20 protein-coding genes are annotated in these 22,436 nt (G+C 68.5%); 9 read left to right on the top strand and 11 right to left on the bottom strand.

The window, feature by feature from the left end:
- Positions 1 to 36 precede the first annotated feature (36 nt).
- The 5 genes from TEF_06305 to TEF_06285 are packed head-to-tail and all read left to right on the top strand — an operon-like array spanning position 37 to position 3,247.
- Positions 37 to 990: a hypothetical protein gene (locus TEF_06305; GenBank protein ANK80450.1), complete on the top strand. Its 954-nt coding sequence runs from the start codon at positions 37 to 39 to the stop codon at positions 988 to 990.
- Positions 990 to 1,436: a hypothetical protein gene (locus TEF_06300; protein ID ANK80449.1), complete on the top strand. Its 447-nt coding sequence runs from the start codon at positions 990 to 992 to the stop codon at positions 1,434 to 1,436. The genes TEF_06305 and TEF_06300 overlap by 1 nt, the downstream gene beginning before the upstream one ends.
- A complete protein-coding gene (locus TEF_06295; protein ANK80448.1) occupies positions 1,433 to 1,897 on the top strand; it encodes a hypothetical protein in 465 nt (154 codons plus the stop codon). Before TEF_06300 ends, TEF_06295 begins: the two co-directional genes overlap by 4 nt.
- A gap of 33 nt (positions 1,898 to 1,930) precedes the next feature.
- Entirely contained in the window at positions 1,931 to 2,818 is an 888-nt protein-coding gene (locus TEF_06290) for a hypothetical protein (protein ID ANK80447.1), read from the top strand.
- Positions 2,819 to 2,845: 27 nt separating this feature from the next.
- Positions 2,846 to 3,247 carry a hypothetical protein gene (locus TEF_06285; protein ANK80446.1) on the top strand — a complete coding sequence of 134 codons (402 nt, stop codon included), beginning with the start codon at positions 2,846 to 2,848 and terminating at the stop codon, positions 3,245 to 3,247.
- On the opposite strand, the gene TEF_06280 is transcribed toward TEF_06285, so the two are convergent.
- From TEF_06280 to TEF_06255, 6 genes are all read right to left on the bottom strand, one after another.
- Positions 3,248 to 3,961 carry a hypothetical protein gene (locus TEF_06280; protein ID ANK80445.1) on the bottom strand — a complete coding sequence of 238 codons (714 nt, stop codon included), beginning with the start codon at positions 3,959 to 3,961 and terminating at the stop codon, positions 3,248 to 3,250.
- Between the two features lie 42 nt (positions 3,962 to 4,003).
- Entirely contained in the window at positions 4,004 to 4,945 is a 942-nt protein-coding gene (locus tag TEF_06275) for a hypothetical protein (GenBank protein ANK80444.1), read from the bottom strand.
- Positions 4,946 to 4,957: 12 nt separating this feature from the next.
- The gene (locus TEF_06270) at positions 4,958 to 6,193 is read right to left on the bottom strand and encodes a hypothetical protein (GenBank protein ANK80443.1); all 1,236 of its coding nucleotides are present in this window, start codon (positions 6,191 to 6,193) and stop codon (positions 4,958 to 4,960) included.
- Positions 6,194 to 6,289: 96 nt separating this feature from the next.
- Positions 6,290 to 7,246, bottom strand: coding sequence for a hypothetical protein (locus TEF_06265; GenBank protein ANK80442.1), 957 nt, complete (start codon positions 7,244 to 7,246; stop codon positions 6,290 to 6,292).
- 16 nt (positions 7,247 to 7,262) lie between these two features.
- The gene (locus TEF_06260; protein ID ANK80441.1) at positions 7,263 to 9,353 is read right to left on the bottom strand and encodes a flagellar hook-associated protein FlgK; all 2,091 of its coding nucleotides are present in this window, start codon (positions 9,351 to 9,353) and stop codon (positions 7,263 to 7,265) included.
- Positions 9,354 to 9,554: 201 nt separating this feature from the next.
- On the bottom strand, positions 9,555 to 11,303 hold the full coding sequence (locus TEF_06255) for a hypothetical protein (GenBank protein ANK83312.1): 1,749 nt from the start codon (positions 11,301 to 11,303) through the stop codon (positions 9,555 to 9,557).
- A gap of 156 nt (positions 11,304 to 11,459) precedes the next feature.
- Here TEF_06255 and TEF_06250 point away from each other — a divergent pair, with 156 nt between their 5' ends.
- The 4 genes from TEF_06250 to TEF_06235 all read left to right on the top strand — a co-directional run bounded on the left by TEF_06250 (position 11,460) and on the right by TEF_06235 (position 16,891).
- A complete protein-coding gene (locus TEF_06250; protein ID ANK80440.1) occupies positions 11,460 to 12,713 on the top strand; it encodes a hypothetical protein in 1,254 nt (417 codons plus the stop codon).
- Positions 12,714 to 12,807: 94 nt separating this feature from the next.
- On the top strand, positions 12,808 to 14,286 hold the full coding sequence (locus TEF_06245; GenBank protein ANK80439.1) for an aminotransferase: 1,479 nt from the start codon (positions 12,808 to 12,810) through the stop codon (positions 14,284 to 14,286).
- Positions 14,283 to 15,089: a hypothetical protein gene (locus TEF_06240; GenBank protein ANK80438.1), complete on the top strand. Its 807-nt coding sequence runs from the start codon at positions 14,283 to 14,285 to the stop codon at positions 15,087 to 15,089. Before TEF_06245 ends, TEF_06240 begins: the two co-directional genes overlap by 4 nt.
- Entirely contained in the window at positions 15,089 to 16,891 is a 1,803-nt protein-coding gene (locus TEF_06235; protein ANK80437.1) for an asparagine synthase (glutamine-hydrolyzing), read from the top strand. The genes TEF_06240 and TEF_06235 overlap by 1 nt, the downstream gene beginning before the upstream one ends.
- Positions 16,892 to 17,159: 268 nt before the next feature.
- Here the strand turns inward: TEF_06235 and TEF_06230 are convergent, their stop codons facing one another.
- From TEF_06230 to TEF_06210, 5 genes are all read right to left on the bottom strand, one after another.
- A complete protein-coding gene (locus tag TEF_06230) occupies positions 17,160 to 17,996 on the bottom strand; it encodes an LLM class F420-dependent oxidoreductase (GenBank protein ANK80436.1) in 837 nt (278 codons plus the stop codon).
- Between the two features lie 157 nt (positions 17,997 to 18,153).
- Positions 18,154 to 20,118 carry a DNA topoisomerase IV subunit B gene (locus tag TEF_06225; protein ANK83311.1) on the bottom strand — a complete coding sequence of 655 codons (1,965 nt, stop codon included), beginning with the start codon at positions 20,116 to 20,118 and terminating at the stop codon, positions 18,154 to 18,156.
- 86 nt (positions 20,119 to 20,204) lie between these two features.
- On the bottom strand, positions 20,205 to 21,134 hold the full coding sequence (locus TEF_06220; protein ANK80435.1) for a hypothetical protein: 930 nt from the start codon (positions 21,132 to 21,134) through the stop codon (positions 20,205 to 20,207).
- On the bottom strand, positions 21,131 to 21,595 hold the full coding sequence (locus tag TEF_06215; GenBank protein ANK80434.1) for a hypothetical protein: 465 nt from the start codon (positions 21,593 to 21,595) through the stop codon (positions 21,131 to 21,133). Before TEF_06215 ends, TEF_06220 begins: the two co-directional genes overlap by 4 nt.
- The gene (locus tag TEF_06210) at positions 21,592 to 22,404 is read right to left on the bottom strand and encodes a hypothetical protein (GenBank protein ANK80433.1); all 813 of its coding nucleotides are present in this window, start codon (positions 22,402 to 22,404) and stop codon (positions 21,592 to 21,594) included. The genes TEF_06215 and TEF_06210 overlap by 4 nt, the downstream gene beginning before the upstream one ends.
- Positions 22,405 to 22,436: the final 32 nt, after the last annotated feature.

Genomic DNA, 22,436 nt, shown 5'->3' with positions numbered 1-22,436 from the left:
TTCGGCCCTGAGGATAGTGCGCATGGGGAGGATGTCATGGATTTCGGCTTCGCCTGGTTTACCCGCGGGCCGATGGCCAACGCCGACGGGCTGAAGACCCTCGCGGCGGCCGGCGAGCGGCTCGGCTACAGCTACATGCTGGTGCCCGATCACGTCGTCATCCCGACGCAGATCGACAGCACCTATCCCTACAGTCCCGACGGCTCCTTCCCCGGCACCGCGACGGGCGAATGCATGGACCAGCTCACGGCCATCGCCTTCGCCATGGCGGCGACGACGAAGCTGCGGATGCTGACATCGGTGATGGTGGTGCCGCACCGCCCCGCCCTGCTGACGGCGAAGATCATCGCGACCATCGACCAGCTCTCCAACGGCCGCATCACCATCGGCTGCGGCGCCGGCTGGATGGAGGAGGAGTTCGAAGCCCTGCAGGTACCGCCCTATGACGAGCGCGGCGCGGTGACCGACGAATATCTCGAGGTCTTCCGCACCGTCTGGACCAACGAGCAGGCGAGTTTCCAGGGCAAGTACGTGCGCTTCGACAATGTCGGCACCCGTCCCCTGCCCGTGCAGAAGCCGCATCCGCCGCTCTGGATCGGCGGCGAGAGCGCGCCGGCGTTGAAGCGCGTGGTCAGCCATGGCGACGGCTGGTACCCGATCGGCAACAACCCGAAATTCCCGCTGGACACGCATGCCCGGATCGCGAAGCGGCTGGATCGGCTGAAGGGCTTCGCCGACGAGGCCGGCCGCGACATGTCGACCATCGACCTCGCCTACTGGAGCCACTGGAACACCATCGGCGAGGAAGTGAAGAACAAGGACGGCGAACGGATGATCCTGACCGGCTCGGCGGCGACCGTGGCGGAGGATGTGGCGCGCCTGAAGGAAGCCGGCTTCAACCACCTGATGCTCAACCTGGCCGCCCGCGACGCCGCGAACAGCATCGGGCGGATGGAGCAGTTCATGGCCGACGTGGTCGCGAAGGCCTGATGAGCGACATTCCGGAGGGCTTTCGCCCCGCAAGAATTCCTGCGCCGTTCGTCGAGGCAAGCGGCCCCTTCCACTGGCGCGACGCGGACGGCGATCTGATCCTGGGTTTCCGCGTCGAGAAGCGGCACCTGAACACGGCCGGCAACCTGCATGGCGGCATGCTGATGACGCTGGTCGACATGCAGCTCAACTGCGCGCTCAGCTATCAACTGGACACCGACCAGTTCATTCCCACCATGGCCGCGACCATCGATTTTCTCGCACCGGCCGCCGAGGGCGACTGGGTCGAGGGCCGCACGGAGATCCTGCGGCGCGGCAAGCGCACGATCTTCGCCGACTGCCGGATCCGGCGCGGCGACGGGGAACTGATGGCCCGCGCCAGCGGCATCTTCAAGCTGGGCGGCAGCGAGTACGGCACATTCGATCCGAGGGCGGCATTTTCGTGAGCGAATCCGAGGCGACAGCCATACCCGAGGGCTTCAAGCCCTTCGGCGTCCGTGACGGCCTGTTCGGCCTGGTCGGACCGATCTACGGCCGCATCGTCGACGGTCAGGCCAGTCTCGGCTTCCGCGTCGAACGCAAGCACCTCAATCCGGTCGGCACCTGCCATGGCGGCATGCTGGCGACCCTTGTCGATGTGCAGATCGGTTTCGGCGCCGCTGTCGCGAATGGCCAGCGCCGCTTCTATCCCACCGTCAATCTCACCTGCGACTTCGTGGCGCCGGCGAAACTCGGCCAATGGGTGCAGGGCCGGACCGAACTGGTGCGGGCCACGCCGCGCATGGTCTTCTGCAACGCCTGGCTGGAGGCAGACGGCGAAATCGTGCTGCGCGCCAACGGAATCATGAAGGTGCCGAAGGACGGCGACAGCCGCTATTCTTTCATACCCGGGAACGAGGCGGGATAAGCCTCCCCGGCACGGCGTTTCGGGAAGGGCGGGCTGACAGTGAGCGGCAAGAGAACCCTGTTGATCGTCAATCCGGGCGGCGGCGACGCGGCCGACGCGGGCCGCAGGGCCTGCCGCACGCTCGAAACGGGGGGCGACAGGGTCGATTATCACCTGCCCGACGACCCGGCAGAGATCTCCGGCCTGATCCGCAGCCTGGGTCCCGATTCGGACCGTATCGTCCTCGGCGGCGGCGACGGCACCTTCAGCCATTCGGCGGAAGCATTGCTGGATGCAGGACGTCCCTTCGGCATCCTACCGCTCGGCACGGCCAACGATCTGGCGCGCACCTTCGCCATTCCCCACGAGCCGGAGCGCGCGGCCAGGGTTGTGCTGCGCGGCGGCCTGCGCCGCATCGACCTTGGCATGGTCAACGGCCGGCCCTTCTTCAATGTCGCCAGCATGGGGTTCAGCGTGAAGGTCGCCAACTACCACACCGGTGAACGCAAGAAGCGCCTCAAACTGCTGAGCTATCCGCTGAGCTGGCTCGACGCCCAGCGGGATATGACGCCGTTCGAGGCCCGGATCACCTGGAACGGCGACACCAAGAAGACGAAATCGACCATGATCGCCGTCGGCAATGGCGTCCATTACGGCGGCGGCCTCACCATCGCCGACGACGCCGCCATCGATGACGGCTGGCTGGACGTCTACTACGTCAAGCCGCTCGGACCATGGGGCATGCTCAAACTGCTGCCCTATCTGAAGTTCGGCGCCCTGAAGCGGCGTCAGGACGTCCGCACCCTCCGCGCCGCCGCCGTGCGCGTCGAGACCACGCCGACGCAGGAGATCAATGTCGACGGCGACGTGATCGCCGAAACGCCCGCCGATTTCTCCGTGCTGCCGAAAGCCTTGGAGGTTTTCGTTCCCGCCACTAAATGACGAGTATGGAGACCGGAGAACACGGGCATGGAACTGATCCGCAGTGACGAAGTCGTCGCCATCAACGAGGTGATCGTCGAGGCCCGGGATGGCGTCGCCCGGCTGCGGGCCGCCGCCGATGGGCTCGACACCGACCGGGCGCGGCGCGTCCTGGCCGAAGCGGACAGGATCGACGCTCTCGCCGAGAATCTCGCTGACGTCGTCCGCAGCAAGGACGACTTTCCCCACGCCCCCCACGACGAGACCGTGATGATCGAACAGGCGATCGCGCGCCTGCAGGCGCTGTTCGTCGACGATGGCGAGGAGGTGCTGAAGGAAGTCGCCGGCAGGGTCGACGAGAACCTGCGCGACACTGTCGCCCGCGTGCGTCATCAGGTCGGCGACACCGCCGCGCTGAAGGCGATGGACGACCTGCGCATCCGCACCTGATCAGCTTCCCTGCAGGTGACGGGCGAAGAAGGCGCTGACGTCGTCCGCCGCCGCCCGGATCTGTTCCAGCACATCCTGTCGGCGCTGTTCCGCGCCGCGGCCCAGCAGGGTTTCCGCGAACGCCGCGAGCCGCGCGACTTCGGTGGCGCCGATGCCGCGCGCCGCGCCCTTCAGCCCATGCGCCGCGTCCCGCCACTGATGGCTGTCCTCCGCACGGGCCATCTGACCGGCATAGCGTTCGCAGGACTCGGCGAAAAGCGCCGCCAGCTCCCGCTCCAGGGCAGCGTCGCCGTCCGTGTAGGTGGCGAGATGGGTGAGATCGACCGGCGGTGCGGCGGCCACGCTGTCCTGGCCCCGCGCGGCAGCGCGGCGGACCGCCTCCGCCAGGGCCCTGGCGTCGACCGGCTTGGCGAGCCATTCGGCGATCGGCGCATCGCCCCACTCGGCGCGGCCGAGACCGGCCGAGGAAAGCCCGATCGAGGCCGGCCCGTCGGCGCCGGCGCGGCGGGCGACCTCGTCGCCGCGCAGTCCCGGCATCTCGAAGTCGAGAACCGCAAGGTCGAAACGCAGCGCCGCCATGGCCGAAACCGCCTCGGCGCCGTCCCCGACCGCCGTGGTGTCATGGCCCAGCTCCTCCAGGATGCGGACGATCTGGGTACGCGCCGCAGGATTGTCGTCGGCGACGAGAATCGACAGGCGTTCCGGCGCGTCCACGCTGCACCTCGAGGTTGAATGGCCGCTCGGCCGAGGCGCCGATTATGCCCCGCCGCCGCGGCCTGTCACAAGGCGCGCGGCCAGCCAGTCGCCGAAATCGGCCATGACCTCGTCGCGGTTGATCTCGTTGAGCATCTCGTGCCTGCCGCCCTCGTAGAGTTTCAAACTCAGATCGGACATGCCGTGGTCGGCGTAGATGGCGTGCAGGCGGCGGACGCCCCGGCCCATATCGCCGATGGGATCCCGGTCGCCCGAGGCGATCAGCAACGGAAGATCCGTCGGGATCCGGTCGACATTGCCCTTCGCCGTCAGCTTCGGCAGCGCGTCCAGCAGCGCGATCCAGCTCGCGGTCGTGGCGATGAAGCCGCACCAGGGATCGGCAACATAGGCGTCCACCTCTTCCCGGTCCCGGCTCAGCCATTCCAGTTTCGTGGGACCGTCCGCCGCAAAGGCCTTGTTGTTGGCGTCGAAGGCGAGGCCGTGGATCAGCAGGCTGCGACCGCGCCGGCCAAGCCGGAGCCGTTCCATACGCGCAATCAGCCGCCCCACGCCCGCGATCGGCGGCGGCGGGCCGTTGGAGCCCGACAGGACCACGGCGTCGACTTTCTCCGGCCAGCGCCACATTCCCATCTGCGCCAGGAAGGAGCCCATCGAATGGGCGAAGAGGGCGAGCTTCAGCCCCTCATGCTCCGCCCGCCACGCATCCATGCCGCGGGCGAGATCGTCCGCCATGAGGTGGAAACCGTCACGGTCGGCGATGTGCCCCGGTTCGGCATCGCCCGCGACGCTGCGCCCGTGGCCGCGGTGGTCGTGGCCGGCGACCGAGAATCCCAGTCCGTTCAGATGCCGGGCGAAGCGGTCATAGCGGCCGACATGCTCGGCCAGACCGTGGGCGATGTAGACGAGACCGCGCGGTTCGGGGATGTCCCAGCGCAGCCCGCCCAGCCGCACGCCGTCCGCCGCTGTTACCTGCCAGTCCGCCATCGCCCCGCCCTCCTACAGATCGAGATCGCCCTTCATCAGCCGCTGCACGATGGTCCGGCGCAGGATCTCGTTGGTGCCGTCGGCGACGTTGATGATCCTGAGATTGTGCCAGGCTTCCGACAGACCGACCTCGTTGGTGAAGCCCATGGCGCCGTGGGTCTGCATGGCGCGGTCGACCGCCTTGACGCCGATCTCCACGGAAAAGGCCTTTGTCATCGACAGTTCCTTCACCGCCGGTGCGCCGGAGTCCAGCAGTTTCGCGGCGTTGAGGCCCATCAGATGGGCGGCGTGCAGCTCCATCGCCGAACTCGCCAGCGGGAAGGTCACGCCCTGATACTCGGAGATGGTCTTGCCGAAGGACTCGCGCGCCTGGCTGTATTCGATCGCCAGCTCCAGCGCCCAGCGGCCGGTACCGACCGCGCGGGCCGAGTTGTAGACCCGGCCCAGGGAGACGCCGTAGAGCGCGGTGGCGAAACCTTCGTGCAGTTCGCCGACGAGCTGCCAGGGCTCGACGCGCAAACCCTCGAAGCGAAGCTCCGCTTCGTCGCCGCCGATCTGACCGAACATCTTGACGATCCGCTGCACCTCGAAGCCGGTCGCATCCGTGGGGACGAGAAAGGCGGAGATACCGCCCTTCTTCGCTTTCGCCCGCTCCGGGTCCGTCACCGCGAAGACGATGCAGTAGTCGGCGACCGGCGAGTTCGTCGTCCAGATCTTGCGGCCCTCGATCACCCAGCCGTCGCCGTCCGGCGTCGCGCGGGTGCGGATCATGGAAGCGTCGGAGCCGGCGCCGGGCTCGGAGAGACCGAAGCACATGCCCGCGCGCCCCGACATCAGCGGCTCCAGCATCTCGTCCCGCGCCCGGTCGGTGACCTTTTCCAGCAATCGGCTGGGACCGAAGGCCCAGTGACTGATGGCGTAGACCATCAGCCAGTTGTGCGGCCCACACATGTGGAACAGCGCTTCCCAGCCGGCGTAATAGGCCTGCATGCCGAGACCGCCGCCGCCCAGGGCTTCGGGGACGCACATCTGGTAGTAGCCGGCTTCGGAGGCGGCCATGCGCACTTCGCGGATCAGTTCGACCACCTCCGGCGCGATCCGGCCATCGTCGGCATATTTGCGGCGGCCGTCTTCCAGCAGGTCGCGGTGCTTCTCGTGGCGCGTCAGCACCTCCTTGCGCGCGAAGGCCTTCAGGCCCTCGACGACGTCTCTCACCTCGTCGGGCAGTTCGAATGCGACAGCGGCCAAGTCTTCCTCCCCAGGACGTCATGCTCCCGCAGCCATTCTGGACGCCGGAGCGGCCCGGGTTAAGCCTTCTTCTCGCGAGGCGCGCCGCGCGACGGATCAGAGGAAGTTGAGCAGGCTCATGGAGCGCATCTGGGCGATCATGCGCAGGCTGGCCTCCAGGGCCACCTGCTGCTGATTGAGCTTCGCGGCAACCTTGGCCAGATCGACGTCCTCTTCGTTGGCGAGGATATCGGTCAGCGCGATCTGCTGGTCCTCCAGACGCCCCTGGACGTCGTCCAGGGCCTTCATGTTGAGGCCGTTCTCCGTCGCCGCGGTCTGCAGACCGGTGACCGCGGAAAAGACGTTGTCCAGTTCGTCGGCGATGAAGTCGATCTCGTTCTCGGAAAGCTGGCCGGCCAGGGCGTCCGCCGGCGCGAAGCCGGCCGCGCCCGCCGGCAGGGTGCCGGAATCGAACATCAGGATGCGCTGCATGGAATGCAGCAGGTCGCCGGCGACCTGGGAGGCGGTGACGCCGATCTCGATGGTGGTGCGCTCGTCGACGCGGGCCGTGAGCGCCTCGCCGCTGTCGGCGAAGAACTGCCCGCCCGGCGGCTCCGCGACGGCGAGGATCTCGGCTTCGTCGGTGACCAGCAGAGGCGGCTGATCGGAGGTCGTGCCGCCGAACAGGAAGCGGCCTTCGAAGCGGGTGTTGAGCACGGCCGCGGCGCGTTCCAGCAACCCGCTGACCGTCGTGCCCAGGCCTGTGCCGTCGCCCAGACCCCGGGCCTTCTGAAGCGCGTCGCGCAGATCGCCGCCGATCGATTCCAGTTCGACAAGCGCCGAATCGAAGGCCGAAAGCCGACCCTTCAGCGCCTGATTGGAGGTCTGGAAGCCCTCGATCTGGGTGAGCAGCGAGCGGCTGTTGACGATGTTGGCCGACTGGGCGCCGAAGCCCTCGGTGTCGTTGTAGCGCTTGCCGGTGGAGACCTGCTCCTGGCTGCGGCTGAGCTCCACCTGCTGGCGCAGCATCTGCTGTACCAGCAGGTCGTTCTGGCTGAAGGTTCCAATCCGCATCAGATGTTCACTCCAATCAGATCTGCAGCAGCATGTCGAACAGCTCGTTCGTCGTCGAAATGACGCGCGAGGCGGCGTTGAACGCGGTCTGCAGCTGGATCAACTGGGCCATTTCCTCGTCCATGTTGACGCCCGAAATTTCCGCGACCTTGAGCTTCAGCTCTTCCATCAGGGCTTCGCGGTCCTCGGCGCGGATGGTGATGTCCTGTGCGGCCTGCCCGGCCCGGCCCATCAGTTCGGCCCCGATCTCGGAAAGCGTCGCGTTCATTGCCGGCAGACGGCCTGCGCCCGAGAAGGCGTCGGTGTCCGAGGTCAGTCCCTGCAGGGCCACGGCCCCGGCGTTGTCGCCGATCGCCACCGCCGGCGTGCCCGTGGCGTTGATTTCCGCAAGGGCAAGGGCAGACGGACTGGCGGCGATGTCGCTGCGGACGGCGAAGCCGGCGGCCATCGAGGCCTGCGGCCCCGAACCGAGGCCGAAGAAGTCGGAAACCGAACGGGACGAGGCGCCGCGCTGGGTGTTGTCTGCGGTCAGTTCCAGACGGAAATCCGAGAAGCCGCCGGCCGGGGTCATGGTGAGCTTGCCTGCGCCATCGATGCCGAAGGTCGCGGCGCCCGCGAAGTCGGTATTGAGCTGGGTGAGCAGATCGTTGACCGTGCCGCCGACGGCGCCGAGGTCGATGGTGGTCGACAACGGCCGTTCGTTGCGCGGGCCGACCATGGCGAAGGTTGCTTCACCGGTGAAGCCGTGCGCCGAACCGGCGGCAAGACCGGTCTGGAAATGCGGCCCCGTCGGCGTACGCACCAGATCGTTCAGCCCGAAGCGGTGCGCGAAACCGCGTCCGTTGGCGTCGGCGGGGTTCGCCGCATCCTGGGCGATACCGACGCCGGCGGAGCCTCCGGCGGCGGCGAAACTCATGACGCCGCCGTTCAGCGCCAGCGTGCCAGCGCCGCCCAGGCCCGCGTTCACGGCATTGATGACATCGTTGACGGTGCCGCCGATGGCGCCGAAGTCGACGGTCGCCGTGGCGACGGTGTTGTTGCTGCCGTCGAAGGCGTGGAAGCTGGCAATGCCGGTGAAGCCGTGCGGGTCGGTGGCCAGCGCGCCGGTGTCGTGACCGGTCATGGCCGAAGGCGGCGGCACGGCGGTGAATTCGTTGTGCACGGCGTTGATCCGGTCGGCGACCTGGCCGGCGAAGGCGCCGACCTCGACCGAAAGCTGGTTCAGATCGCCGTCGCGCATTTCCAGCAGGCCGCGCAGTTCGCCCGAACCGAGAAGGTCGTCGATATTGCCGTCGATGGTGAAGGTCTGGCCGCTGAGCGAATCCACCCGCTCGACCGAAAGCGGCGAGAACACCTGGCCGAAATCGCTGCTGCCGGCATTCTCGTGGACGATCCGGCGCAACTCCGTGTCCAGCAGGGGCAGACCGGCGGTCGTGCTGATCGAGACGCGGCGGTCTTCCGTGTTGCTGACGCGGATGCCGATGATCTGCGAGAGCTCGTCCAGCTTCTTCTCGCGCTGCTCGATCAGGCCGTTTGCATCCTGGGACTGGGCCAGCGAAGCGACACGCAGGTTCAGGTCGTGGACCTGCGAGAGCAGCGTGTTGGCCTGGCCGACCTTTTCGTCGATGCGCCGGTCGGCCTGGCGGCGCAGATCGAGGATACCGTCGGAAACCCGGTCGAGATCCTCGCCGAAGCGCTGCAGGGCGTCGACCAGTGCGCTGCGGTTGCCGCTGGCCTCGGGGTTGGCGGAGAGAGCGCCTGCCGCCACCAGGGCCTTGTCCAGCAGGGCGACCAGGTTGCGCTCCCCGGTCGGATCGCCGATCAGCGACGTCGCCTGCTCCTGCAGGGTGCTCTTCGCCTCGAAGCGCCCGAATTCGGCCATCGCGATGCGCAGTTCGCTGTTGAGGAACTGGTCGGCGATGCGGCGGACCTCTTCGACCTTGACGCCCGTGCCGACGCCGCCGGTGACCCGGGCGTTCTGGATCACGGACTTGCGGGCATAGCCCTCGGTGTTGACGTTGGCCACATTGTCGGAGACGACGGCGATGCCGGCCTGGGCGACGTTGAGGCCGCTGAGCGCGGAGTTGAGAGAAGCGGTCAGGCTCATGCGCGACCTCCACGGCGGGCGGCAAGCCTTGCCGGAATCCCTGACGTCCGGCGATCCGCCCGGCAGATTCTTCCTGCCGCCCGGATCAGCCCGTCTTTCTGGTCAAGCTTATGAAATTCCATCGCTTTCTGCCTTCTTCTCCGTACCGGAAGGTCGTCCCCGGCACGGTTTCACGAAGGCAGGTTGCAATGGCGGGGCCAGTCAGCGGGCGACCGGATACGTCCCCGCCGCCGTGTCGTCGTAGAGCGCGGCAAGATCGGCGGCGCGCGCGGCCAGCGCCGCGCCCTGGTTCACATAGCCCTTGTCGGTGATCTCGTTGGCGTCGATGGACGGCGGCGTCGCCAGCACCCGGAACCGCCGCACCGCGGTCGACGAGCCGGGGTTCTCCGCATTCCATGCGGCCAGCCGCTGCGACAGCTCGTCGGCCAGCCGGTCGGCGGCCATGTCGGCCGCGCCCGGCCCGCGCCAGATCAGGACGCCGACCTCGGCCCGGTCGTGGCCGCAGACGATCATGTCCTGGACCAGCGGCGCGCAGGCGGCGACGAGCCGGACCCGGAGCGCGCCGGTGCTGACCCAGGTGCCGGTCATCAGCTTGAAATCCTCGGAGACCCGGCCATCGAAGATGACACCGGCCGAAGGGTCGGCCTCATCGGCCAGATAGCCGGCGTCTCCCATGCGGTAGAAACCGTCGGCGTCGAAGGCGGCTTCGGTGAGATCCGGCTGCCGCCAGTAGCCGGGCGTCACGTTCGGCCCCTTCACGCGGAGTTCCAGCTTGTCGCCGACGGGCGCGAACTTCAGTTCCACCCCCGGCGCCGGCAGGCCGATATTGCCCGCGCGCGGGATCGGGAAATGCACCAGCGTCGCCAGCGGCGACGTCTCGGTCGAGCCCCAGGCGGAGACCATCATCGGCGGCTCCTTGCCTGAGCGCGCGGCGACCTTTTCCAGCCGCTCCCACAGATCCTGGGGCAGCGCGGCCCCGGCGTAGAAGATCAGCTTGAGATCGCGGAAGAAGTTCTCGCGCAAGGCCGCGTCGTCCTCCAGGAACGGCAGCAGCGCCGCGAAACCGGCGGGCACATTGAAATAGAGGTTCGGCGACGCCAGACGGAGGTTCTCCACCGTGCGCTCGATCAGGCCCGGCGCCGGCTTGCCGTCGTCGATGTGGAAGACGCCGCCGTTGAACAGCGCCAGATTGAAACAGAAATTGCCGCCGAAGGTATGGTTCCAGGGCAGCCAGTCCACCAGCACCGGCGGCGACTCCATGACGAACGGCCAGCCGGCCTGGATCATCGCCTGATTTGCGCAGAGCATGCGGTGGGTATTGATCACGCCCTTGGGTATGCCTGTCGAACCGGAGGTGAAGAGGATCTTGGCGATCTCGTCCGGTCCCGTGTGCGCGGCCGGACCCGACTCGGAAGGCGCGAGTTCCATGATATCGGCGGCCTGAAGCAACGGCAGGTCGGGGCCGGCGGCGGCGATGGCCTTCCCGAAGGGCTCGCGCGCGTCGACATAGAGCGCGCCGGGGGTGACCAGCCCGGCAATGTGGGCGATCTTGCCCATGTCGCCGCTCATCAGGCTGTAGGCCGGCGAGACGGGGACGACAGGCACGTCCGCCACGATCGCCCCGAGGCTGGCGAGCGCGTGGCCGATCGAGTTGCCCGACAGGATCATCAGCGGGCGTTCGCTGGAGAGGCCGAGTTCCCGCAGACGGTGCGCCACCGCGTTGGCGCGGCCGAGTGTGTCGGCATAGCTCAGCGTCGCCCAGCCATCGCCCTCACGGTAGCGCAGGAAGGGCGCATCCGGCCGCCGCGTGGCCTGCTCGCCGAGCGCCGTGCCGATCGTCGGCGAATGCTCGCCCAGCGCCGCCGGCGAACTGAGCACGAAACCGCCGCCCGGCAGCACCTCGCGCAAGGCCCGCCGCGCCAGCATCCTGTCCGCGATCGTTGCACCCATGGCGAAGTCCTCCCGTCCTCCCATTCGATCAACAGATACCGACGCGGGGCGGCACTCGCCAGAGGGGATTGCGCACCCGGCAAGGAAGAGCTTGCGGCCCGCACCCGCCTGACGCAATTTCGCCGCCGAATCCGCCGCTCCCAGAAGGTGCCGTCCATGACAGCCATCCGGCTCGGGCCAAGGCTCGCCCAGACCGCCGTGATCCTCATGGCGCTGTTCCTTCCCTGGCTCGCCTTCCCGTCGGACCGCGCCATGGCCTGGCTGATCGCACCTGCCGTGCTGGCGTTCCTTTCTGCCTGGCTCGTGGGGCGGCGCGAGTTCCGCGCCTCGGGACCAGGGCTGCCGCTCGTCTTGCCCCTAGCCGCCCTTTCGGCAATCACGCTGCTTGCCGTGCTAAGCCCGGGTTGGGGCGAGAGCGCTTATCGGCCTGGCATGGAGAAACTGGCGGGCCGCGCCGGCCCGGCGCTGCTGGCCGGCATCGTCCTCCTCTGGTGCGCCGCCCGCGCGCCGCTGGACGGCGTCCGCCTGCGGCCCTGGCTCGCCGCCGGGTGTGGCATCGCCGCGCTGATCGCGCTTGTCGACATGCTGAGCGGCCGCTGGCTGCTGAGATTGCGGCTGGCCGTGGCCGAAGGGGGATGGGACGGCGGATTGCTGGACCGCGCGAGCAGCTACGATCCGGCGGCATTCCTGGCGCGGTTCAACGATTTCTGGATGCTGGCGACACTGGCTCTCACCCTGCTCGCGGTCACCTCCGGGCGGCGCTGGGTCCCGCCGCTCGTGCTGGCGGCCCTGATGGCCGTGTCGCTGCTGACGATCAGCGAGACGTCGCTGGTTATGGCGTTGGCCGGCCTGATCGCGGCCCTGCTGGTTCTGGCGGCGGGCCGCGCGGGCGTCATCGCGATCATGGCTTCCGTCCTCGCCGCCATCCTGACGACGCCCTGGCTGTTTCCGCTGCTCGACCGGGCGACCGGCGCGATATTCGCCGGCGGCAGCACGCTGACCCACAAGATCCGGGAGCGTTCTGAGATCTGGGCGGCGCTGGCGGAGACAGTCCCCGAGCGGTTCTGGCTGGGCCACGGCATCGGCTATCAGCGCGTGCATGGCGACTATCCCGGCCCCAACGTCTTCTACATCCCCGAAGGCATCTGGCACCCGCACTCGATCTTCGTCCAGATCTGGCAGGATCTGGGTCTCGCGGGCGCGGCGCTGCTTTGCGCGCTGGTCGCCGGCGTCTTTCTCGCCATCCTGCGCGCGGCGCCGGCACTCCGGCCGGGCTTCGCGGCGCTTGCGGTGATGGTGCTGGCGGCGCTCGGCGCGGCGCACTCGATCTGGCTCGGCTGGTGGCTGTGCGCCTTCTTCATGCTGGCGGGCCTGGCGATCGTCCTGGCGCGGCGCGAGGGCAAAGCGTGACCGTGCCGCCCGGCGCACCGCGAGTTGACCGCCGGCGGCCCCGCCACGATAGTGCCGCCCGTTCCCGAACCCGGATCGCCAGACGCGGGCGCCCATGATCACCGACCTGCAGCCCCTTCTCATCGAAGCCAAGTCGACCATCCGCGAAGCGATGGCGCAGCTCAATACCGCCAGCAGCGGCTGCCTGCTGCTGGTCGACGGCAACGGCGCGCTGCGGCGCATGATCACCGATGGCGACCTGCGACGGGCCGTCATCGCCGGCCACGCCCTGGACGCGGATCTGACCGTCCTGGAACCCGTCGAGCCGACCGTCGCCCGGCGCGGCCTGGACGAGGACGGTGCGCGGCGCATCATGCGGGAACGGCAGGTCGTTCACCTGCCGGTGCTGGACGAGACGGGGCGGCCGATCGGCCTCTATCACCTCGGCCGGATGAGCGCGCCGATCCTGCTGTCGGCGCCGCACATGGGCGAGACCGAACAGGCGCTGGTGGCGGAAGCCTTCGCCACCAACTGGATCGCGCCGGTCGGACCGCATGTGGACGCCTTCGAGCGCGAACTGGCGGAAACCGTGGAGGCGAGCGAGGCCGTGGCGCTGAGTTCCGGCACGGCGGCCATTCACCTGGCGCTGCGACTGCTGGGGGTAAGGCGCGGCGACCGGGTCTACTGCTCCAGCCTGACCTTCGTGGCCAGCGCCAATCCGATACTCTACGAGGGCGCGGAGCCGGTCTTCATCGACAGCGAGCCTGAGAGCTGGAACATGAGCCCCGCAGCGCTGGAGCGCGCCCTGGAGGCGGACCGCCGCGCCGGCCGCAAGCCGGCGGCGGTCATCGTCGTCAACATCTACGGCCAGAGCGCGGACATGGCGCCGATCCTGGATCTCTGCGACGCCCACGACGTACCGGTGATCGAGGACGCCGCCGAATCCCTCGGCGCGCGCTACCGCAACCGCGCGAGCGGCACGCTCGGCCGGCTGGGTGTGTATTCTTTCAACGGCAACAAGATCATCACCACCTCGGGCGGCGGCGCCCTGGTCGGCGGCGACCGGGAGATGATGGCGGAGGCCCGGCGGCTCGCCACCCAGGCGCGCGATCCGGCTTCGCACTACCAGCACAGCACCATCGGTTTCAATTACCGGCTGTCCAATGTCCTGGCCGGCATCGGCCGCGGCCAGCTCAAGGCCCTGGACGACCGCGTGGCGCGCCGCCGCGCCATCTTCGAGCGCTACCGCGAGGGTCTGGGCGACCTGCCGGGCGTCGGCTGGATGCCGGAGCCGGAATGGAGCCGCAGCAACCGCTGGCTGTCGGTCATCACGCTCGATCCCGACCGGACCGACCGCCACCCCTACGCCATCATGCGCCTGCTGCGTCAGCGCAATATCGAGACCCGGCCGGTATGGAAGCCGATGCACCTGCAGCCCCTGTTCCGCGGCGCGGACTATTTCACTCATTCGGAGCGCCAGTCGGTCAGCGACCGGCTGTTCCTCACCGGCCTGTGCCTGCCGTCCGGCACGGGCATGACCGATGACGAACAGGGCCGCGTGATCGACGCCCTGACCGAGGCAGTCGCCATATGATTCGTCTGATGGTAATTCCGGAAAGCCCGGAGATGGCGGCGGCCGCGGCCGCGGGCGGCGTCGACAGGATCTTCGTCGACCTGGAGCGCAGCGGGAAGTTCGAGCGCCAGGGCGGCGGCACCTGGATCAGCGAACACGGCATCGAAGAGATCGCGCGCTACCGCCGCGCCGCGCCGGACGCCACGCTGCTGGTGCGGCTCGACCCGTGGCCCGCCGTGGCGGCGGCGGATATCGAGCATGTCCTGTACCAGGGCGCCGACATGCTGATGCTGCCGATGATCACGACCCCAGAGGAGGTTGGCGCGCTCTGCCGCCTGGTCGCAGGCCGCGCGCCCGTGGTTCCGCTGATCGAGACCGTCGCCTCCGCCGACCGACTGGCCGGGATCTGCGCGATCGAGGGAGTCGGCGAGATATTTGTGGGCCTGAACGACCTGCATCGCCAGCGCGGCGACCGGTTCATGTTCGAACCCCTGGCCGACGGCACCGTCGAGCGCCTGGGCCGCATCGCGCTGGATCAGGGCCTGTCCTTCGGTTTCGGCGGCATGGCCCGCATCGGCCGCGGCGATCTGCCGGCCGAATGGATCCTGGGCGAGCATGTCCGCCTCGGCTCGACTGCCGTCATCCTTTCGCGCAGTTTCAAGGCGACCGCCGGCGCGGATTTCGACTGGGGCCGGGAGGTCGGCCGCATCCGCGACTGCGAGCGCGCTCTGGCGGCGCGCACGCCCGCGGAAATCGAACATGACCGGCAGCGTATCGCCCGGCGCATCGCGGAACTCGCGGCGGCGCAGAGGGCGGCCGGCTGATGTGCGGCATCTACGGATATTTCGACCGCGGCGCACGGCCGATGACCGATGCGGCGCTGAAGGCCATGAGCGACAGTCTGGTCTATCGCGGCCCCGACGATTCGGGCGTGGCACGCTTCGACCACGGCGCCGTCGGTAATCGCCGGCTGTCGATCATCGATATCGCCGGCGGCCACCAGCCCATGACCGCCGCCGAGGGCAAGGTCGCTCTGGTTCAGAACGGCGAAATCTACAACTACGTGGAACTGGGCGCAGAGCTCCGGCAGTCGGGCTGGCGCCCCCGGACCCATTCCGACACCGAGGTCCTGCTCGGCCTCTATCTCAGGGACGGGCCGGGTTTCGTCCGCCGGCTGAACGGCATGTTCGCGATCGCCGTCTACGACGCACGCGGACCGGAGCCGGTGCTGCACCTCTGGCGCGACAGGGTCGGCGTCAAGCCGCTGTTCGTCTACGAGAACGGCGAACGGCTGCTGTTCGGTTCGGAAATCAAGGCGCTGCTGGCCGGCGGCGCGCCGGCTGAGGCCGACAAGGCGGCTCTGCACCATTTCCTCACACTGAACTACGTGCCGCCGCCTCTCACGGCATTCCGCGGCATCCGGCACCTGCCGCCCGGCGGACATATGAAGATCACCCCGCGTGGCGCGGAGACCGACGCCTGGTGGCGGCTGGCGGACTGCGGCCACCAGCCGTGGCGCGGTCAGGAGGCCGGCGCCCAGGCGGAGCTGCTGGCCCTGCTGGACGACGCGGTCCGCCTCAGGCTCAGGGCCGACGTGCCTTTCGGCGCCTTCCTGTCGGGCGGCATCGATTCGTCGACCGTGGTCGGGCTGATGTCGATGCACCTGGAACGGCCCGTCGAGACCTTCGCCATCGGCTTCGACGATCCGCGCTTCGACGAGAGCGCCCATGCCGAGGCCGCCGCCCGCCGCTTCGGTGCGGCCCATCACCTGGACATCGTCTCGCCGCGCATGCTGGACCGCTGGCCCCGGGCGTTGCATCACCTGGACCAACCCCATGGCGACGTCTCCTTCCTGCCGACGCTGAGAGTGGCCGAACTGGCCGCGCGGCAGGTCAAGATGGTGCTGACCGGCGACGGCGGCGACGAGCTGTTCGCCGGCTACGACAAGTATGTGCACGCCTTCGCCGACATGCCCGGGGACATGGACGAGGCCGCCTTCCGCCGGCGCTATTTCGATCGCGCGCTGGCGATGTTCCCCGAGGGCGAGGCGCGGCGGGGGCTCTACCACCCCGACTTCGCCGCCGAGACTGACGGCTGCTCCACCTTCGGACTGATCGAGGAGCATTTCGAGGCCGCCGCCCACATGGACCGCGTCAATCAGGCCCTCTATCTCGACACCGCCCTGCTGCTGCCCGGCAACAACCTGGTCAAGCCGGACCGCATGGCGATGGCGGTCTCGCTGGAGGCCCGGACGCCTTTCCTCGACTACCGCGTAGTGGAGCACGCCTTCCGCCTGCCGGGCGCGATGAAGCTCCGGAACGGCGAGACCAAGGTGGTGCTCAAGAACACGGTCCGGCCGCTGATCGGCGCGGCCCTGACCGACCGCCGCAAGCAGATGTTCACCGTCCCCGTCGGCGAATGGTTCCGCACCGAACTGGCCGCCTATGCCCGGGAGATGCTGCGCGGCGAGCGGTTCCACGACCGGCGGCTGTTCGACCGCGACGGCGTCGAGTTGATGCTGGAGAACCATATCCAGGGATCGCAGAACAACACCCGAGAGATCCGCGCCCTGCTGGCGCTGGAGCACTGGCACCGCATATTCATCGACGGCGAAACACCGCCCTGAGACGCCGGCGCGGCGAAGGAGGATCGGCGACCTGGACTGCATCTTCATGGCTCGGCTTGTCCGGGCTGGCACGCCTGCGAAGCGCATCCCCCACTCCACCCTCCCCCTTCCCGAAGGGGGAGGGTGGCCCGCGCGAGCGGGTTGGGAGGGGGTCGGTTTGCAGTCCCCTCGACTTTTCCAGCGTTCGATCGAACCGTTCAACGATGCCGCCCTTGGACTCGATCCATGGGCGACAGAGCTGAGTGGTTCCATCGAGTATTGGCGGAATCTACTCCATCAGCTTCGCCAGCTGGTCCAGCTTCGGCAGGATGGTGTCTTCCTTCTCCGGCGGCAGGCCGAACACGAGGCGCTCGACGCCGACGTCGCGATAGGTCCTGATCCGGTCGGGATCCTCCGAGGCGGCAAAGATGGTGGGCGGCAGGGCGTCGGGCTCGCGGCCTTCCGCCGCCGCCATCTGGCGGTACTCCGACAGCGTCTCCGTGATGTCCCAGCCGCGCCCGTCGATGGGCATCCAGCCGTCGCCATAGCGGATCGCGCGTTTGGCGCCGCCGGGAAAGCCACCGCCGACCAGGATAGGCGGATGCGGCTTCTGCACCGGCTTGGGCCAGGTCATCATCTCGTCGAAGTTCACGAACTCGCCGTGGTATTCCGCCTTCGCCTCGGTCCAGATCGCCTTCAGCGCCTCGACCTTCTCCCGCATCACCTTCATGCGCCGGTCGAAGGGCGTGCCGTGATCCTCCATCTCCTCGGCGTTCCAGCCCGCACCGATGCCGAGGATCACCCGCCCGCCCGAGAGCTGGTCCAGCGTCGCCACTTCCTTGGCCAGCTGGATGACGTCGCGCTGCACGATCAGACAGATGCCGGTGCAGAGTTTGAGCTTCGTGGTCACGGACGCGACCGTCGCCAGCGCCACGAACGGGTCCATGACGTCGTAGTACATCTTCGGCAGCTCCGCCCCGCCCGGCCAGGGCGAGCGGCGCGAGGCCGGGATGTGGGAATGCTCGGGCAGCCAGATGCTCTCGAAGCCGCGCTCCTCCGCCGCCTTGCCCAGCGCCGCCGGAGCGATCGAATAGTCCGTCGGAAACATCATCACGCCGAATTTCATGGTCTTCCTCCCCCAAGGACTGATGATCAGAGGGTCATCTTGTCATGCTCGCCTTGTGCGGGCATCCGGTTTGCACGGTAAATGCAATCGGACAGATGCCGCGAACAGGTTGAAGCGCCGACCGGCCCCCCGCACGAAGCGGGGGTGACCGAGGTGTCTACACGTCCACGTCGTCGACGAAGCGGGCGTTGTCCTGGATGAACTCCAGGCGCTTTTCCGGTTTGCGGCCCATCAGGCGCTCGATCAGGCCGGCGGCGTCGGCGCGGTCCTCGGCCGGCAGGTCGACGCGCAGCAGCCGGCGCTTCTTCGGGTCCATGGTGGTCTCGCGGAGCTGGGCCGGCGGCATCTCGCCCAGGCCCTTGAAGCGGCTGACCTCGACCTTCGCCTTGCCCTTGAACTCCGTCTTCAGCAGCGCCTCGCGGTGGCGGTCGTCGATGGCGTAATGCGTCTTGCCGCCCTGGCTCATGCGGTAGAGCGGCGGACAGGCGAGGTAGAGCCGGCCCTGGTCGACCAGCCCCGGCATCTCGCGGAAGAAGAAGGTGATCAGCAGCGCGGCGATATGCGCGCCGTCGACATCGGCGTCGGTCATGATGATGACCTTGCCGTAGCGCAGATCCTCGGGGTTGAAGCGCGCGCCCATGCCGCAGCCGAGCGCGAGGGACAGGTCCGCGAGTTCCTGGTTCTGGGCCAGCTTTTCCGCGCCGGCGCTCATCACGTTCAGGATCTTGCCGCGCAGCGGCAGGATCGCCTGGGTCTCGCGCTTGCGCGCGGACTTGGCCGAGCCGCCGGCCGAATCGCCCTCGACGATGAACAGCTCGGTGTCGTCGCGCTGGTTGGAGGTGCAATCGGCCAGCTTGCCGGGCAGGCGCAGCTTGCGCGTCGCGGTCTTGCGGCTGACTTCCTTCTCCTTGCGGCGGCGCAGGCGGTCCTCGGCGCGGTCGATCGCCTTTTCCAGCAGCCGTTCGGCGATCTTCGGGCTGCCCGACAGCCAGTGATCGAAATGATCCTTGACCACGTTCTCGACCAGGCGCTGGGCCTCGGGGCTCGCCAGCTTCTCCTTGGTCTGGCCCTGGAACTGCGGATCACGGATGAAGACCGAGAGCAGCCCCGCCGCGCCGCCCAGCGCGTCGTCGGCGGTGATCTGCGCCGCGCGCTTGTTGCCCGTCAGCTCGCCATGGGCCTTCAGCCCGCGGCTGATCGCCGAGCGGAAGCCGTTCTCGTGGCTGCCGCCCTGCGGCGTGGGAATAGTGTTGCAGTAGCTGGTGGTCCAGCCGTCGCCGTATTCCAGCCATTGCAGGGCCCATTCGACCCGGCCCTGGCCGTCGGGCAGCTCCACCTGACCGGCGAAGGCCGCAGGCGCCACCACGGGCTGCTCGCCCAGGTTCTCGGTCAGGTAGTCGGCGAGCCCGCCGGGAAACCGCAGCACCGCTTCGGGCGGCGTGTCGTCCTGAATCAGTTCCGGCGCGCAGCGCCAGCGGATCTCGACGCCCGGATAGAGATAGGCCTTGGAGCGGGCCAGGCGGTAGATGCGGGCCGGCCTGAACGACAGGCCGGCGCCGAAGATTTCCGGATCGGGATGGAAACGGACGCGCGTGCCGCGCCGGTTCTGCACCGGACCCAGGTCCTCCAGCGGCCCCATGGGCTTGCCCCGCCGGAAGGACTGCCGCCACAACCGCCGCTCCCGCGCGACCTCCACGTTCACTTCGTCGGAAAGCGCGTTGACGACGGACACGCCGACGCCGTGCAGGCCGCCCGCCGTGGCGTAGGCGCCCTGTTCGAACTTGCCGCCCGAATGCAGGGTGGTGAGGATCACCTCCAGCGCCGACTTGTCGGTGAAGCGCGGATGCGGATCGACCGGAATGCCGCGCCCGTTGTCGTCGACCGTGACCGCCCCGTCGGCGTCCAACCCTACCTCGATGCGGCTGGCGTGACCGGCCACGGCCTCGTCCATGGCGTTGTCGAGCACCTCCGCCACCAGATGGTGCAGCGCCCGCTCGTCGGTGCCGCCGATATACATGCCGGGGCGCTGCCGGACGGGCTCGAGCCCTTCCAGAACCTTGATGTCCTTGGCGGAATAGCTGTCGCCGCCGTCGTTCTTGCCCGCGGCGAAGAGATCGCTCATGTCGTTCATCGAATCACGCTGTTGGCTGAAACCCAAGCCACCATATCAGGTGTGGGCGACATGTCGAAATACGAGATATGCCAGCACTATGCAGTCCTGGCGGCCGCTCCCGCGATCTCGAAGCCGATCTCGTCCAGGGCCTGGAACAGCCGCTCGCGGTCCAGGTCCGACAGGCTGAGAAGCGGCGGGCGGATGACGCGGCCGACCCGGTCGGGGAAGGCCCGGCGCAGCACCGCCTTGACCGCCGGCACCATGGGCCATTTCTGCAGCGCCGCGCGCTGGGCCGTCAGCGTCGCCTGCGCGGCCTCGGCTGCCGCAATGTCGCCGGCCTGCCAGGCCCGCCAGACCGCCGCCGCGCCCGGCGCGGTGACGTTGCAGGTCGCCGAGATGCAACCCGCGCCGCCTTCCTTCAGGATGTCCAGCAGCAGCGCCTCCGTCCCCGCATAGACCGCGAAGCCCGGCACCCGGGTCAGCACGTCCTTCATCTTGGCGAAGTCGCCCGAGGAGTCCTTCATGCCGACGACGGTGTGGGTGAAGGCGTCGTTCAGCCGCGCGATCAGCCCGGTCGAGAAGGGAAATCCGACCATGGCGGGAAAGTCGTAGAGGTGGATGCGCGGCCGGGAGGTGCCCATCCGCCGCATCACCTCGGCCACCGTCTGGTAGAGGCCGTCGTCGGCCACGCCCTTGTAGTAGAAGGGCGGCAGCATCAGCACGTTGGGGAATTCGTGGTCCACCGCGGCGTGGATCAGCGCCACCGTGTCGGGTATCGCCGTGGTGCCGACGCCGATCATGATGCGGTCCGCCGGCCAGCGGCCCTCCATTTCCTCGATCAGCGACAGACGCTCGTTGACGCCCAGCGAGTTCGCCTCGCCCGTCGTCCCCAGCAGCGCGACACCGTCGCAGCCATTCTCCAGCAGCCAGTCCACATGGGCGCAGAGCGCGCCGCGGTCGATGGACATGTCGGCGTTGAAGGGCGTGATCGAGGCCGCCCAGACCCCCTGGCGCGCGTCAGTCATGGCTCCCCTTCCAGGGCATGGTTTTCGAGATCGGGATCGGCCTCGTCCTCGGGGACGACGCGGCCACGCACGGATATGCCGGCACGATGAACGCTTTCGGGGTCCCCTGTCACCAGCGGATGCCAGTCCGCCAGGCCCCGGCCTTCGTCCAGCCGGCGATAGGCGCAGCTCGACGGCAGCCAGGCGAGATCGCCGACATTCTCCCGGCTGAGCTGGACGCAGTCGTCGACGCGGGCGAACCGGTTGGCGTAATCGCCGCAGCGGCAGGTGCGGCAGTCCAGCAGGCGGCAGGCGACATTGGTGAAGACGATCTCGTCGGTGTCGATGTCCTGCAGCTTGTAGAGGCAGCACTTGCCGCAGCCGTCGCACAGCGCTTCCCACTCGGCGTCGGTCATCTCGGCCAGGCTCTTCTTTTCCCAGAAGCGGCTCTGCCGCAGGCGGCGGGCGGCGATCGACCTCATGACAGCCACCCCGCTTCACGCACGTCGCCCAGATAGGTGCGGCTGACCGGCGCCTCCTGGCCGTTCTTCAGCTTCAGCCAGACCTTGCGGTCGCGCCGCTCGACGCCGGCGACGCCCTCGCGGGCGACCCACCAGGAACGATGCACCCTCAGCCCGTCATGTCCGGCCAGTTCCTCGACCGCGTCGCTGAAACGGTGCAGAACAAGATCGTCGCCCTTCGACGTGTAGACCCGGACATAGTGATCCTCGGCCTGCAGGGCATGCAGTTCGCGCCCCAGCGCCAGCGGGATGCGCCGGTGGAACGCGCTCTCGGCGGCGGACGGCATCCGCGGCGCATTGGCCTCGATCTCGTCCAGCTCGGCGGCCATCGCGCGGCTGAAGAAGAACCAGGAAACCGGCGCCATGATCGCCAGCGTCAGGGCCAGAACCTGGGGATAGAGCTCCAGATAGGTCAGGTCCGCCGCAATCTCCGGACGGAAGGTCCGCTCCAGCCACAGCACCTCCAGCGTCGCGGGGAAGGACGCCGTCAGCGTGCTGCCCAGTGTGGCGAGCCAGAACCGGTCGTGGCCCGCGAGCCGGAAGAGCAGTATCTGGAGAAAGCGGAGCTGCGCCCAGTTCACCACGATGATGGTGCCCCAGTACTGGGCCCGCTCCGCCACCGTCAGGCCAAACGTGCCGAAAGGGCCGATCAACACCGCCAGTCCGAAGACGGCCAGAACCATGCCCGTCTCCATGGCGGGCGCACGCAGGCGGGCCAGCGCACCGGCCCGCTCCGGGGATCGCTCGCCGCTCACGCCGTCGGAGGCCATGGGTCCGCCCCGTATCCGCATCGTGTTCTCAC

This window comes from Rhizobiales bacterium NRL2, from assembly GCA_001664005.1.
GTDB lineage: Bacteria > Pseudomonadota > Alphaproteobacteria > Minwuiales > Minwuiaceae > Minwuia.
Note: the sequence above shows the minus strand (reverse complement) of the source record. Positions and strands in the feature narration are given on the sequence as shown.

What these genes read in the sequence shown, in the direction of transcription:
- TEF_06305 (ANK80450.1), top strand. Translation starts at nt 37, where the DNA reads ATGGATTTCGGCTTCGCCTGGTTTACCCGCGGGCCGATGGCCAACGCC.
- TEF_06300 (ANK80449.1), top strand. Translation starts at nt 990, where the DNA reads ATGAGCGACATTCCGGAGGGCTTTCGCCCCGCAAGAATTCCTGCGCCG.
- TEF_06285 (ANK80446.1), top strand. Translation starts at nt 2,846, where the DNA reads ATGGAACTGATCCGCAGTGACGAAGTCGTCGCCATCAACGAGGTGATC.
- TEF_06275 (ANK80444.1), bottom strand. Translation starts at nt 4,945, where the DNA reads ATGGCGGACTGGCAGGTAACAGCGGCGGACGGCGTGCGGCTGGGCGGG.
- TEF_06265 (ANK80442.1), bottom strand. Translation starts at nt 7,246, where the DNA reads ATGCGGATTGGAACCTTCAGCCAGAACGACCTGCTGGTACAGCAGATG.
- TEF_06260 (ANK80441.1), bottom strand. Translation starts at nt 9,353, where the DNA reads ATGAGCCTGACCGCTTCTCTCAACTCCGCGCTCAGCGGCCTCAACGTC.
- TEF_06255 (ANK83312.1), bottom strand. Translation starts at nt 11,303, where the DNA reads ATGGGTGCAACGATCGCGGACAGGATGCTGGCGCGGCGGGCCTTGCGC.
- TEF_06250 (ANK80440.1), top strand. Translation starts at nt 11,460, where the DNA reads ATGACAGCCATCCGGCTCGGGCCAAGGCTCGCCCAGACCGCCGTGATC.
- TEF_06245 (ANK80439.1), top strand. Translation starts at nt 12,808, where the DNA reads ATGATCACCGACCTGCAGCCCCTTCTCATCGAAGCCAAGTCGACCATC.
- TEF_06240 (ANK80438.1), top strand. Translation starts at nt 14,283, where the DNA reads ATGATTCGTCTGATGGTAATTCCGGAAAGCCCGGAGATGGCGGCGGCC.
- TEF_06235 (ANK80437.1), top strand. Translation starts at nt 15,089, where the DNA reads ATGTGCGGCATCTACGGATATTTCGACCGCGGCGCACGGCCGATGACC.
- TEF_06230 (ANK80436.1), bottom strand. Translation starts at nt 17,996, where the DNA reads ATGAAATTCGGCGTGATGATGTTTCCGACGGACTATTCGATCGCTCCG.
- TEF_06225 (ANK83311.1), bottom strand. Translation starts at nt 20,118, where the DNA reads ATGAGCGATCTCTTCGCCGCGGGCAAGAACGACGGCGGCGACAGCTAT.
- TEF_06220 (ANK80435.1), bottom strand. Translation starts at nt 21,134, where the DNA reads ATGACTGACGCGCGCCAGGGGGTCTGGGCGGCCTCGATCACGCCCTTC.
- TEF_06215 (ANK80434.1), bottom strand. Translation starts at nt 21,595, where the DNA reads ATGAGGTCGATCGCCGCCCGCCGCCTGCGGCAGAGCCGCTTCTGGGAA.
- TEF_06210 (ANK80433.1), bottom strand. Translation starts at nt 22,404, where the DNA reads ATGGCCTCCGACGGCGTGAGCGGCGAGCGATCCCCGGAGCGGGCCGGT.